A 12574-nucleotide genomic window follows, 5' to 3' on the forward strand; every position below is an offset into this window, starting at 1 on the left:
ACGCCCCCCCCCCCCCCCCCCCCCCCCCCCCCCCCCCCCCCCCCCCCCCCCCCCTCCCGCCCCCCCCCCCCCCCCCCCCCCCCCCCCCCCCCCCCCCCCCCCGTCCGGGTCCGGGACCACCGCGGCGATCGTGGCGAGCGCCTCGGCCAACTGCTCGCGCGGAACGACCTGCTCGATTGCCGACCAGGCGTCGACCACGGAAACGAGTTCACCGGTGTCGGTCGCGGGCGGCGTCGTCATCAGCACGTCGACCGCCGCAGCGACCTTCTTCGCCGCCCTCCGCAGCTGCGGCAGAGCCTTGAGCTTGGCGTCGTTGCCCATCCGCTCGGCCTTCGCGAGCAGCTTGGTTGGCCATCAGCGCGTGCAGCAGATCGAGCGCGTCGTCCACCGTCGCGGTCTCCAGATGCCGCACGGTCGCCAGCAGGGTGGCAGTCTGCCTGGTGACCTCCAGCCGCTTCAGCGTCGGCGCCTTCGAGGTCAGCCCGTACCGGGCCAGCCCCATCATCCGCGCGGCCGGGAACCGGCTGACGTCGACCGCGCCAGCACCCAGGCCCCGCACCTCACGGGCCCGATCCAGAGCCAGTTCCATCGCCTTGCCCGACACCCTCATCGGGCCCAGCCGCAGCCGCTCCAGCTCCGACACCCGCTTATGCTCCGGCACCTCCAGCAACTCGCCGCCGCCGGGGTGAACATGACCGAACCCGCCGTCACCCCACCCGCCTCGTCCGACGCTGACGCCGACGACCACGACGAGAACACCGAGCGTGCGGGCGGACCACTGGCCGGGATGACCGTGGTCGTCACCGGCGCGATGACCGGCCCCCTGGAGAAGCTCAGCCGCAACCAGATGAACGAGCTCATCGAACGAGCCGGCGGCCGCTCGTCCTCCAACGTCTTCAAACCGACTCTCCCCATTACCGACCCCAAGTCGAGAGGCCACAGCTGGAGGTGGGCCGGCGGCATCGCACGGTCACCAGACGAGGCTGTCCGAATACGTTCAGTCACCGCAGGTGGTCGGCGAACGGCTGACCGCCTGGCCCATCCGGAAGTTGCGCCAGGTCGCAGCAGTCAGAGCCGGCACGCGCCGAGCAACCCGGGACCGCTGCGCCCCCGACGGTTCGTCCACTGTGCTGCTCCAGGCCGAGCCGGCCTTCGAGGGCCGTGCCCTCTGTTCCGGGATGCCGCAGGGAACCCCCAGGAAGCCGCCCCGCAACTCGGCATCCTCGCCCGTAAACGCGCCACCGCAGCCCGCCTCCGTGACGACGGCCACATCGATGGCTGCGCCTAGCGGCAGGTGCAGGCCCGCCTCGGCAGAAGGCAGCGGCGCAATGGAGGTCGGCAGCGCGGAACCGGTCAAGCCACCATGCCGTTGCGAGACTTGAGGCAGGGGCGTATTCGGGGCCGACGCGCGCCCGCGTGCCATATGGGATGCGACAACGCACGCCAGTGCAGCCCGGCCGGCCACGCAATATTTCGGAGATGTTGCGCGAGGCCTTGACGCGTCCCACCTCACTGCGTACACATGACTGCGTAGACATGACTACGCAGTCATGACAGTACAGTCGTGCGCCGGGCGGGAATACCACACGGCTGCCGGAGATCGGGAGACCCAATGACACCAGTGGCAGGGCGCGGCGCGGGGGCCGCACCGCGCAGCGTGGACGTGGCGCGCCTGGCCGGCGTGTCGCAGAAGACGGTGTCCCGGGTCATGAACGACGAGCCCTACGTCTCCGCCGACGTGCGCCGTCGCGTTCTGGCGGCCGCCGAGGAACTCGGCTACCGCTCGAACAACGCGGCCCGCGCCCTGGCCTCCGGCCGCACCAGGTCCATCGGCGTGGTGACGCTCGGCACGGCCCTCTACGGTCCGGCCTCGCTGCTCATGGGCGTCGAGCGTGCCGTGCGGGACAACGGCTACGCCCTCCGTGTCGTCAACACGATGGAGGGTGAGGCGGCGGGCATCGCCGGGGCGGTCGACTCGCTCCTGGACCAGGGCGTGGACGGCATCGTCGTCTCCGAACCGATCGACGAGGAGGACGGCGCGGATCTCTCCTCCCGGGTCGAGGTGCCGATCCTCGTCCTCGGCGCACCACCGCCGTTCGGCGCCCCTCACGTCTTGAGGGCCGGGATCGTCTCCAGCCAGATGGCACGGGCCGCCACCGAGCACCTGCTGGAGCTGGGCCACACCACCGTCCACCACCTTGCCGGCCCGCAGCGCTGGTACTCGGCCCGGGACCGCCTCGACGGATGGCGCTCGGCGCTCGCCGCGTACGGCCGGGCCCAGCCGCCGGTCGCCGTGGGCGACTGGTCGGCCGCCTCCGGCTACGCGGCCGGCCGGGAGCTGGCTGCCGACCCCGGCGTGACCGCGGTGTTCGCCGCCAACGACGACATGGCCATCGGCCTGATCCGCGCGCTGGTGGAAGCCGGGCGGCGGGTGCCGGAGGACGTCAGCGTGGTCGGCTTTGACGACACACCGGTCGCCGCCTACGTGACCCCGCCGCTGACCACGGTGCGTCAGCCGTTCGACGCCATGGCGCAGGACGGCCTGAAACTCCTGGTGCACGCCATCGAGAGCCCGCAGGCCGACCCGCTGCCGATGACCCAACCACCGGTCGAACTCGTCGTCCGCTCCTCGTCCGCACCCCCGCCGCCCGGCAACGCCCCAGGTCGTACACGGGCGGCACACTCCCCTCGCACCTGACCGCGCACGGTCCCGCCCACGAACGGAGGAAGGCCCGCCCGCACCGCAGCCATCCACATTCCTCAGCACCGCCGTCGGCGCTTGAGCATCACCTCAGCCGCAGCGCCCAGGCCATGCCGCACTTCGGCGCCGCCCCGGCGCCCCGGCAGCGGACACGTCCGGTCTCCGGGCCTCGAACAGGCCCCGTACCGGCCGCCGCTCCCCCTCACGCCCGCACCGGCGTGACCCTCCTCAGCCCATGTCACGGCGCGCCCGACGGGTGCGGGCCGGAGCCGGCAGGGAGGGCGCCCTCCTGACAAGGCCCGCCCTCCCTGCCCCGCCCATCACGCCGCACACAGCGCCTCACCCACCCGAATTCAGCACGCCGCAGCCCGGTGTGCCGGTCCTCTACACCCTTCAGCGGGAGTTCACCATGTCTGGACCCTTTGCCACCTCCGTGCCGTCGTCCGTGAGCCGTCGAGGCTTTCTCGCCGCCACGGGCGCGCTGTCACTGGCCGCCACTCTGACCGCCTGCAGCGGCGGCAGCGGCAGCAGCAGCACCGGTTCCTCCGCCAAGCCGGTCAGCCAGGCCGACATCGACAAGGCCATGAAGACCCCGACCGAGCTGACGTTCTGGACCTGGGTCCCCAACATCGCCAAGGAGGTCGCGCTCTTCGAGAAGAAGTACCCGGCCGTCAAGGTCAAGATCGTCAACGCCGGCCAGGGCACGCCCCAGTACACCAAGCTGCGCACCGCGCTCAAGGCCGGCAGCGGCGCCCCGGACATGGTCCAGCTGGAGTACCAGGCCATCCCGACCTTCACCGTCACCGGCAGCCTGCTGGACCTGCGCCCGTACGGCGCCGCCACGCTCAAGTCCACCTTCGTGGACTGGACCTGGGGCCAGGTCAGCGGCAGCGGCGGCGAGGTCTGGGCGATCCCCCAGGACACCGGCCCGATGGGCATGCTGTACCGCAAGGACATCTTCGACAAGCACGGCATCCAAGTCCCCACGACCTGGGCCGAGTTCGCCGTGGCGGCCCGCAAGCTCCACAAGGCCGACCCGGACGTCTACCTCACCAACCTCGCGGCAAACCAGCCCGCCGCCTGGCACGGCCTGCTCTGGCAGGCCGGCGGCAAGCCCTACGTGACCTCCGGCAGGAGCGACATCACCGTCAGCGTCGACGACGCGGTCTCCAGAAAGCTCGGCGACTACTGGGGCGCCCTCGCCAAGGAGGGCGTGATCGGCGTCGAGCCGGACTTCACCGACGGCTGGTACGCCGCGCTCAACAAGGGCAAGTACGCCACCTGGCTCACCGGGGCCTGGGGCCCAGCCTTCCTCTCCGGCTCCGCCAAGGCCACCGCCGGCAAGTGGCGGGTCGCCCCGCTCCCGCAGTGGGACGCAGCCAAGCCCAGTGCCGGCAACTGGGGCGGCTCCACCACCGCGGTCATCCGCTCCACCAAGAACCCCATCGCCGCGGCCGTGTTCGCACAGTTCCTCAACAGCGACCCCGCCAGCGCGAAGATGTTCGCCACCGAGCAGTTCTTCTTCCCGGCGACCAAGGCGCTGCTCGCCGATCCCTCCTTCCTCGGGGACGCGCCCGCCTTCTACGGCGGCCAGAAGGTCAACCAGGTCTTCGCGGACGTCAGCACCGAGGTCGACCCCTCCTTCCAGTGGCCGCCGTTCCTCGACCGGGTGGCCACGGACTGGACCGAGACCGTCGGCAAGTCCCTCGCCGACAAGACGGACACCGTCCGCGCGCTCGGTTCCTGGCAGTCGCGCATCACGACCTTCGCCAAGAGCCAGGGCTTCACGGTCAAGGGAGGCTGACGATGGCCACCACCACTGCGGTCTCCCGCACGAAGTCCCCACCGCGCCGGCGGCGGCCCGGCACGGCAGGGGCACTGTTCATCGCCCCGTTCATGGTGTTGTTCCTGCTGCTCTTCCTCGCCCCGCTCGGCTACGCCGCCTACCTGAGCCTCTTCCAGGAACGGCTGATCGGCGGCTCGACCTTCGTCGGCCTCGACAACTACGTGACGGCACTGAAGGACCCGCTCCTGCTCAAGGGCGTCGGCCGTGTCGCGCTGTTCTTCGTCATCCAGGTCCCCGTGATGCTGGTGCTCGCCGTGGTCCTCGCACTCGCGCTGGACAGTGGCCTGCTGCGGTTCGCCAAGGTGATCCGGCTCGGCATCTTCGTCCCGTACGCCGTCCCCAGTGTCATCGCCACCCTCATGTGGGGCTACCTCTACGGCCCCGACTTCGGCCCCTTCGCCCAGATCAGCCGCGATCTCCACCTGCCGGTCCCGCACTTCCTCAGCGACGGCTGGATGCTCGGCAGCCTGGCGAACATCGTGACCTGGGAGTTCGTCGGCTACAACATGATCATCCTGTACGCGGCCCTGCGCACCATCCCCGCCGAGCTCTACGAGGCGGCCGCCATGGACGGAGCCGGAGCCTGGCGGATCGCCTGGTCCATCAAACTTCCCGCACTGCGACCGGCGTTGACCCTCACTCTGCTGTTCTCGGTGATCGGCAGCTTCCAGCTGTTCAACGAACCCAACCTGTTGATGAAGGTCGCACCGGACGTCATCAACAGCTCCTACACCGCCAACCTCTACGCCTACTCGGTCGCCTTCATCAGCCAGCAGACCAACTACGCGGCCACGGTGTCCTTCATCCTCGGGCTGGTCATCGTGATCGTGTCGTACGGCTTCCTGCTCATGGCGAACCGCAGGAGGACCTCATGACCACCGTGACACCCGCACCCGCCCCCTCGAAGGCGAAGCGGCTGCCCGCCGCGGCCCGCCCGCGGCGACGGTCGCCGGCCGGCCGTCGCAGCACCCCGCTCACGATCGCCATGCTGGCCATCCTGGCGTACTTCCTGCTGCCGCTGTTCTGGCTGGTCGTCGCCTCGACCAAGAGCACCCAGGATCTGTTCAACAGCTTCGGTCTGTGGTTCTCGCACGCCCCGCAGCTGCTGTCGAACATCAAGGCCACCTTCACCCAGGACGACGGCGTCTACGGACGCTGGCTGCTCAACACGGTCATCTACGCCGGTGTGAGCGCCCTGGGTGCCGCGCTGCTGGCGGCCGCGGCCGGCTACGGGTTCGCCAAGTACCGCTTCCGCGGTCACCGCGCAGCCTTCAACCTCGTCCTCGGTGCGATCATGATCCCGACCACCGCCCTGGCGATCCCCACCTACCTGCTCTTCGCCAAGGCGGGCCTGGTCAACACCCCCTGGGCCGTCATCCTGCCGTCCCTGGTGAGCCCCTTCGGTCTCTACCTCATGCGGATCTACTCCGAGGACGCGATCCCGGACAGCCTGATCGAGGCCGCCCGTATGGACGGCGCCGGGGAACTCCGGATCTTCTTCACGATCGCGCTGCGGCTGCTGGCCCCAGGCCTGGTGACCGTCCTGCTGTTCACTCTCGTCGCCACCTGGAACAACTACTTCCTGCCGCTGATCATGCTCAACGATCCGCACCTGTACCCGATCACGGTCGGACTGTCCAGCTGGGCCGACCAGGCGCAGAACGGCGGGGCCGGCGCCAGCAGCGACATGCTGGCCCTGGTCGTGACCGGCTCCCTGATCTCGATCGTCCCGCTCGCCCTGGCCTTCCTGATGCTCCAGCGGTACTGGCAGAGCGGCCTGGCCGCCGGCGGCGTCAAGCAGTAGCACGCGCATTCCTCGTTCCCTTCCCCGCTTCCCCGGAGGTTTCCCTTCATGGCGGCTCTGCCTGCCCGTGTCCTCTTCGGCGCCGCGTACTACCACGAGTACACGCCCGCCTACGGCTCCCGTCCGCAGCCCGACGAACGGCTCAAGACCGACCTCGACCTGATGGCCGAGGCGCACTTCACCGTCATCCGGGTCGGCGAGTCGGTCTGGTCGACCTGGGAGCCGGAGAACGGCCGCTTCGACCTCGACTGGCTCCAGCCCGTCCTCGACGGCGCCCACGAACGCGGCATCTCGGTCGTCCTCGGCACCCCGACCTACGCAGTACCGCCGTGGCTGGTGCGCCAGTACCCGGAGATCACGGGCGAGCGGCGCACCGGTGAGCGCATCGGCTGGGGCGCCCGGCAGGAAGTGGACTTCACCCACCCTGCCTTCCGGTTTCACGCCGAGCGGATCATCCGCAAGATCGCCGCCCGGTACGCCGACCACCCCGCCGTCATCGGCTGGCAGGTCGACAACGAACCCGGCCTGGAGCTCTTCCACAACCACGGCGTCTTCCAGCGCTTCACCGACCACCTGCGCGCCAGGTACGGCGACGTCGAGACCCTCAACCGCGAGTGGGGACTGGTCTACTGGTCCCACCGCCTGTCCACCTGGGCCGACCTGTGGACCCCAGACGGCAACGCACAGCCCCAGTACGACGTCGCCTGGCGGGAGTTCCAGGCCCGCCAGGTCACCGAGTTCATCGGCTGGCAGGCCGACATCGTCCGCGAGTACGCCCACCCGCACCAGTTCGTCACCACCTGCATCTCCTACACCCGCCCCGCCGTCGAGGACGACGAACTCACCGACCGCCTCGACATCACCGCCGGGAACCCGTACTACGGCATGCAGGACGGCCTGCTCCTGCCCGACCCCACACCCGACGAACACCAGCAGACATGGCAGACGACCGGCACCTGGGCCCTCTACCAGACTGCCGACTGGATGTTCTCCTCCCGGCAGGAGCCGTTCCTGGTCACCGAGACCAACGCCGGCGCCATCGGCTATCCGTGGGACAACCGCCCCGCCTACGAGGGCCAGTGGCGCCAGGCCGCCTGGGCTCTCGTGGGCCGCGGGGCCCGAATGATCGAGTACTGGCAGTGGCAGACCCTGCGCTTCGGCGCGGAGACCTACTGGGGCGGCGTCCTGCCGCACAGCGGCCTGCCCGGTCGTACCTATGCCGAGATCGCCCGTCTCGGTGCGGAGTTCGACGTCGCGGGCCCGCTCGTCGCAGGTCTTGAGCCGGACGCCGACATCACGATCGTCTACTCCACCCCCAGCAAGTGGCTCATGCAGAAGTACCCGCCGCTCGCGACCCCCGACGGCGAACCGGATCCGGCCGCCTACCACCGCATCCTCGACCCCTTCTACCGCGGCGCCTTCGACGCCGGCCGCCAGGTCCGCATCGTCCACGCCCGCCAGCTGCACGATCCCCGCGGCGAGCGGGAGGGGATGACTCCGCAGGAGGCCGTACGGCGCCACCCCGTCCTCGTCGCCCCGGCGCTGTACGTCGTCGACGACACCACGCTCGACTGGCTCGCCGCGTACGCCCACGCCGGCGGCCACCTGGTACTGGGCCCGCGCACCGCCTACGCCGACCACGAGGCACGCGCCCGTACCGAACCGGCCCCCGCCCGTCTCACCGACGCCGCGGGCATGTCGTACGACGAGTTCAGCAACCTCTCGCGCGCCGTCCCGGTCCGCGCAGTGCCCGGCAGCCCGTTCGAGATACCGGCGAACGCCACGGCGACGCAGTGGATCGACGGCCTCACAGCGGTCGACGCCGATATCCTCGCCACGTACGAGGACCCGCACTTCGGCCGCTGGCCCGCCGTCACCACGCGCCGCCACGGTGCGGGCCGCGTCACCTGTGTCGGCACGGTGCCGGGCCGCGACCTCGCCCGGGCGCTGGCCGAGTGGCTCGCCCCGGCCGCGAGCAGCGGGTGGCGCGGTCTTCCCGCGTCGGTCACCGCGACCACCGGCACCTCGCCCGACGGACGCCGCGTGCACATCGTCCACAACTGGAACTGGGAGCCCGTGAGGGTCCCCGCCCCGACGGACCTCCGCGATGCCCTCACGGGCACGCCGGTGTCCGCGGGCTCGGACCTGGAACTCGATGCATGGGACGTACGCGTTCTCGTGTCCGCCGGCTCCGGCAGCGCACAGGCACGCGCAGTGACCGGCCGGTCCTGATCGATGTCCTGAAGAGGGGCCATGTACGGAAGAAGGCTTGTTGCGAGCCCTCGAAACCTTCGCGGCGAGCATCGGCGACACGGACGTTCCCGACGTCCGACCCGAGGTCACGGGCTCGGCGGCGGACACGGATACCCGGTACCGGCACCCGGCGGCTCGAACGGCGGCGTGGGCCTGCTCGACACGTCACGCGGCCGGACGGCCCCGGACCGGCGGCGCGAACCCCGTCACGACCAGCGACGGATCCGCAAGCTGCGGTCCGTCAGGAACACGAGCCCGTGCCCGACCTGCGTGAGCCCGGGCATACGGCTGACCTCGCGGCCCGTGCATGCGGACGGCTTACAGGACCGGGGGAGAACCCGACCCCCGCGCCGTGACTCCGCCATGCTCAAGCAACGAAGTCACCTCGCCCACCTGGCAGCAGACGATCAGCGACGTCTCATCACCCCAAGTGAAACGGCGAGGTTGGGTCAGTTGAGGACCTGCAGTGGGGGAGCGCACTTCCACCCGTGCAGGCCCGCACGGCAGGATCGCCCCATGAGGATTCTGGTCATGGGCGGCACCTGGTTTTGGGCAGGCACATCGCGAAGAGCGCGCTGAGAAAAGGGTGGCAGGTCACCAGCTTCAACCGCGGGCGCTCCGGGCACAACGTGGACGACGTGGAGCAGGTCCACGGAGACCGAACAAGCCAGGCCGACCTCGAACGCCTCGCCGGACACGGGCCGTGGGATGCCGTCATCGACACCTCAAGCTCCGACTTCCCCCCACGGGATGTCCTCACGGCTGCCACCGCGCTGCGCCCGGCCGCAGCCCGCTGGGTGCACATCTCCACCGTGTCCGTGTACGAGGGATGGCCGCACCAGCCGCTCACCGACGCCTCCCCGCTCCTCGACTGTCCGCCGGACGCCGACGAGTCTTACGGCTACACCGGCGAGGACGGCTCGCCCACGCAGTACGGGTTCCAGAAGGCCGGCGGGGAGCGTGCCGTGGCCGAGGCCTTCGGCGACGCCGCGGTGTTCCTGAGGCCAGGCGTGATCCTGGGACCCGGCGAGTACGTGGGACGCCTTCCCTGGTGGCTTGAGCGCGCCCAGCGTGGCGGCCGCATCCTAGCTCCGGCCCCGCTGGCGGGCCATGTCTGGGCCGTGCGCGCCGGACTTGGACATGTTCGCGCCGCGCGGCGGCGGCCCGCCCGCAGGGGAGCCACCGGGCGCGGCCGGCGGCACCGCGGCGGTGGAGGACCCGAACAGCTCGGGCCTGCGCGCCTTCAAGGCCTCGGCGGCCTCGGTGATGGCCGTCTCGTCGGCGTCGTCCTCAACGGTCAGGAGCAGTTCGGCGTCGGCCAGATCCGCGCCGGTCGCACCCAGCCCCACGAGGACCGCGCGGCGTGCTGCCGCCCGCTCCCGGGCGACGGCCTGAGCCTCACGCTGCACGGCGTTGGCCTCCCGCTCAGCGGCGGCCTGCTCGCGGCGCTCCAGTTCGGACAGAGACGCCTGCTGCACCTCACGCTGCTGCTCCACGAACGCGGTCAGGTCGTCCGCCTTCGAGAAGCCCAACTGCTCGACAAGCCGGCGTAGGGCCGCACGTTCACCCTGCTGCTTCTCGCGGGCCAGCAGCCGGTTCAGCGTCTCCTGGTCCAGGCCCTGCCCGGGCACCGGCGGCGCGGCCGGTTCCGTTGGTGGGGCAGGCAGAGTAGGCGCGAGCTGCTGATTGGACGGGTCGGTGGTGTCAGCGCCCAGGATGGGGAAGATGGGGCGGCCGTCGCGCCGGTAACCGACGGGCGTACGGGGGTGGGGCAGCAGCCTGTCCATGCGGATCCAGTCCTCCAGCAGCAGCGCCCCCGCGCCAGCGACCAGTGTAGTCCCGGCCTGGAATGGGCCCCTGCGGCTCCCGGGACCATTCCGCGGGTGCGGGGAGCACATCGAGGGCAACATCTTCGAACCGGGCGACCTGGGACCATCCCCGCGGGTGCGGGAAGCACCCAGCGTCAGCCGCCGGGGGCCGGCCGGACGAGACCGCTCTGGTAGGCGATCACGACCAGTTGCGCCCGGTCGCGTGCGTGGAGTTTGGTCATCGCGCGGGAGACGTGGCTGCGCACGGTCAGGGGGCTGAGGACCAGCTGGTCGGCGATCTCGTGGTTCGACTTGCCCAGCGCGGCGAGCGCCATGACCTCGCGTTCGCGTTCGGTGAGCAGGGTGAGGCGTTCCGGCGCGGTGAGGGGCACGTGGTCGGCCGGGGTGGCCAGGAAGCGGGTGATCAGGGCACGGGTGGCCGTGGGGGAGAGCAGGGAGTCGCCCGCGGCCACGGTGCGGATGCCTGCCAGTAGGACGTCGGGGCCGACGTCCTTGCCGAGGAATCCGCTCGCCCCGGACCGCAGGGCCATGGCGACGTTCTCGTCGTTCTCGAACGTGGTGAGGATGAGGACCCGGGTGCTCGACAGTTCGGTCCGGGCACAGATGTCGGCCGTGGCGGCCAGCCCGTCGGTGCCGGGCATGCGGATGTCCATGAGGACGATGTCGGGACGGTGTTCGAGGGTGAGTTCTACGGCCTGCTGACCGTCGGCTGCCTCCGCCACGACGGTCATGTCGGGGTCGGAGTCGATGAGGATGCGGAAGGTGGCCCGGAGGAGCGCTTGGTCGTCGGCGAGCAGAACGCGGATGGTCATGAGGTGCTTTCCTCGGAGCTGGGAAGGGGGAGCGTGCAGGCGACTTCGAAGCCGCCTTCGGGCCGCGGGCCGGCGTGGAACGTTCCGCCTGCCGACAGGGCGCGTTCGCGCATGCCGAGCAGTCCGTAGCCACGGCTGTGGCCGGGGAAGCCGGCAGCGGCCGCAGGGCGTGTGCCGGCTTCGTTGGTGATGGTCAGTATCAGGTCGTGAGGGGTGTAGTCCAGCCGGACCCGTGCGGAGGGTGTGGCGGCGTGCTTGGTGATGTTGGTGAGTGCTTCCTGGACGATCCGGTAGGCCGTGAGGTCCAGGCCGGATGGGAGCGGTCGTGGCCGGCCCTCGCGGGTGACCGAGACGTCCAGGCCCGCTGACGCGCAGGTTTCGACGAGCTGTGGCAGCTGTTCCAGGCCCGGTGCGGGAGCCAGCTCCTGGGAGTCGGTGTCCTGACGGAGCAGGCCGACGGTGGCTTTGAGCTCGCGGAGGGCCGAGGCGGTCACTTCCGGCAGTTTCTCGATCATGGCGATGGCCTGGTCGGGATGGGTCCGGGCCAGATGGGCGGCGGTGCCGGCTTGGGCGTTGGCGAGCGCGAGATGGTGGGCGACTACGTCGTGCAGTTCGCGGGCGATACGCATGCGTTCCTGGATCACTCGTCGGCGTGTCTCTTCCTCCCGCTCCTGGGCGGCGTGCTCGGCGCGGGCGGCGGCGTACTCGCGGCGCACGCGCACGTAGCTGCCGAAGGAGGCGACCATCAGGACCCAGGCTGCCGGGTTGACGAGGCCGATGATCCACTCGTGCGGGGAGTCGGTGGCGATGAAGCCGGTGAGTGCGATCCCGGCCGTGGCCGCGGCGGCGCTGTACCAGGTGGTCCTGCGATCGGGGAGCAGGCTCACCGTGTACTGCGCGACCAGCATCGGGCCCATGAGCAGCGGCGTCAGGAGGTATCCCAGGAACCCCTCGGTCATGATGCATGCCGTGGTCACCAGGAGCACGACGAGAGGGTGGCTGCGGCGGCGCAGCAAGACGGCGCAGGCGACGGCGGACAGCACGAGGCCGGGCCACAGGACGAGCGGCTCCTTGGCCGCGACCGCCCGGGTGAGGAAGACACCGCCCACGGTGAAGGCGAGCAGCAGGCTCGTGGTCACCACCTGGACCATGAGGGTGCGGTCGGCGGCGCGGTGCTTCCATCGTTCAGTCATCGTCGTACTCCGAGGTGGGGCCGGCCGGTTCAGGGTTGCAGACGCGGGGGGGGGGGGGGGGGGGGGGGGGGGGGGGGGGGGGGGGGGGGGGGTGGGTTAGGGGGCGTGTGAACAATAACAGACGGGCAACGACGAA

9 protein-coding genes and 3 pseudogenes are annotated in these 12574 nt (G+C 70.7%); 7 read left to right on the forward strand and 5 right to left on the reverse strand.

What is annotated here, in order from left to right; genetic code table 11:
• Window positions 1-208: 208 nt before the first annotated feature.
• Complete coding sequence (locus ACZ5GT_RS36460; protein ID WP_469035133.1) at window positions 209-748, reverse strand: hypothetical protein; 540 nt, start codon at window positions 746-748, stop codon at window positions 209-211.
• Between ACZ5GT_RS36460 and ACZ5GT_RS36465 the strand changes: the two are divergent.
• A pseudogene (locus tag ACZ5GT_RS36465) lies at window positions 662-937 on the forward strand (NAD-dependent DNA ligase LigA); the annotation flags it as partial. The gene ACZ5GT_RS36460 and the pseudogene ACZ5GT_RS36465 sit on opposite strands and share 87 nt — an antisense overlap.
• A gap of 60 nt (window positions 938-997) precedes the next feature.
• Here ACZ5GT_RS36465 and ACZ5GT_RS36470 read toward each other — a convergent pair.
• A pseudogene (locus ACZ5GT_RS36470) lies at window positions 998-1154 on the reverse strand (IS982 family transposase); the annotation flags it as partial.
• 458 nt (window positions 1155-1612) lie between these two features.
• On the opposite strand from ACZ5GT_RS36470, the gene ACZ5GT_RS36475 reads away from it, so the two are divergent.
• From ACZ5GT_RS36475 to ACZ5GT_RS36500, 6 genes and pseudogenes are all read left to right on the forward strand, one after another.
• On the forward strand, window positions 1613-2698 hold the full coding sequence (locus ACZ5GT_RS36475) for a LacI family DNA-binding transcriptional regulator (protein ID WP_469035115.1): 1086 nt from the start codon (window positions 1613-1615) through the stop codon (window positions 2696-2698).
• Between the two features lie 412 nt (window positions 2699-3110).
• Complete coding sequence (locus tag ACZ5GT_RS36480) at window positions 3111-4505, forward strand: ABC transporter substrate-binding protein (RefSeq protein ID WP_469035117.1); 1395 nt, start codon at window positions 3111-3113, stop codon at window positions 4503-4505.
• A gap of 2 nt (window positions 4506-4507) precedes the next feature.
• A complete protein-coding gene (locus ACZ5GT_RS36485) occupies window positions 4508-5422 on the forward strand; it encodes a carbohydrate ABC transporter permease (RefSeq protein WP_469035120.1) in 915 nt (304 codons plus the stop codon).
• Window positions 5419-6351: a carbohydrate ABC transporter permease gene (locus tag ACZ5GT_RS36490; protein WP_469035123.1), complete on the forward strand. Its 933-nt coding sequence runs from the start codon at window positions 5419-5421 to the stop codon at window positions 6349-6351. The genes ACZ5GT_RS36485 and ACZ5GT_RS36490 overlap by 4 nt, the downstream gene beginning before the upstream one ends.
• 48 nt (window positions 6352-6399) lie before the next feature.
• The gene (locus tag ACZ5GT_RS36495) at window positions 6400-8583 is read left to right on the forward strand and encodes a beta-galactosidase (RefSeq protein WP_469035125.1); all 2184 of its coding nucleotides are present in this window, start codon (window positions 6400-6402) and stop codon (window positions 8581-8583) included.
• A 509-nt stretch (window positions 8584-9092) separates the two neighbouring features.
• A pseudogene (locus ACZ5GT_RS36500) lies at window positions 9093-9629 on the forward strand (NAD-dependent epimerase/dehydratase family protein); the annotation flags it as partial.
• 60 nt (window positions 9630-9689) lie between these two features.
• Here the strand turns inward: ACZ5GT_RS36500 and ACZ5GT_RS36505 are convergent.
• The 3 genes from ACZ5GT_RS36505 to ACZ5GT_RS36515 all read right to left on the reverse strand — a co-directional run bounded on the left by ACZ5GT_RS36505 (window position 9690) and on the right by ACZ5GT_RS36515 (window position 12438).
• The gene (locus ACZ5GT_RS36505; RefSeq protein ID WP_469035136.1) at window positions 9690-10391 is read right to left on the reverse strand and encodes a hypothetical protein; all 702 of its coding nucleotides are present in this window, start codon (window positions 10389-10391) and stop codon (window positions 9690-9692) included.
• Between the two features lie 176 nt (window positions 10392-10567).
• Window positions 10568-11245, reverse strand: a complete 678-nt coding sequence (locus ACZ5GT_RS36510; protein WP_360759547.1) for a response regulator transcription factor — start codon at window positions 11243-11245, stop codon at window positions 10568-10570.
• Window positions 11242-12438: a sensor histidine kinase gene (locus ACZ5GT_RS36515; protein ID WP_469035128.1), complete on the reverse strand. Its 1197-nt coding sequence runs from the start codon at window positions 12436-12438 to the stop codon at window positions 11242-11244. The genes ACZ5GT_RS36510 and ACZ5GT_RS36515 overlap by 4 nt, the downstream gene beginning before the upstream one ends.
• Between the last annotated feature and the right edge of the window lie 136 nt (window positions 12439-12574).

The sequence above is a fragment of the Streptomyces sp. NPDC031340 genome (assembly GCF_055569945.1).

What these genes read in the sequence shown, in the direction of transcription:
- ACZ5GT_RS36490 (WP_469035123.1), top strand. Translation starts at nt 5,419, where the DNA reads ATGACCACCGTGACACCCGCACCCGCCCCCTCGAAGGCGAAGCGGCTG.
- ACZ5GT_RS36510 (WP_360759547.1), bottom strand. Translation starts at nt 11,245, where the DNA reads ATGACCATCCGCGTTCTGCTCGCCGACGACCAAGCGCTCCTCCGGGCC.
- ACZ5GT_RS36485 (WP_469035120.1), top strand. Translation starts at nt 4,508, where the DNA reads ATGGCCACCACCACTGCGGTCTCCCGCACGAAGTCCCCACCGCGCCGG.
- ACZ5GT_RS36480 (WP_469035117.1), top strand. Translation starts at nt 3,111, where the DNA reads ATGTCTGGACCCTTTGCCACCTCCGTGCCGTCGTCCGTGAGCCGTCGA.
- ACZ5GT_RS36475 (WP_469035115.1), top strand. Translation starts at nt 1,613, where the DNA reads ATGACACCAGTGGCAGGGCGCGGCGCGGGGGCCGCACCGCGCAGCGTG.
- ACZ5GT_RS36495 (WP_469035125.1), top strand. Translation starts at nt 6,400, where the DNA reads ATGGCGGCTCTGCCTGCCCGTGTCCTCTTCGGCGCCGCGTACTACCAC.
- ACZ5GT_RS36515 (WP_469035128.1), bottom strand. Translation starts at nt 12,438, where the DNA reads ATGACTGAACGATGGAAGCACCGCGCCGCCGACCGCACCCTCATGGTC.
- ACZ5GT_RS36505 (WP_469035136.1), bottom strand. Translation starts at nt 10,391, where the DNA reads ATGGACAGGCTGCTGCCCCACCCCCGTACGCCCGTCGGTTACCGGCGC.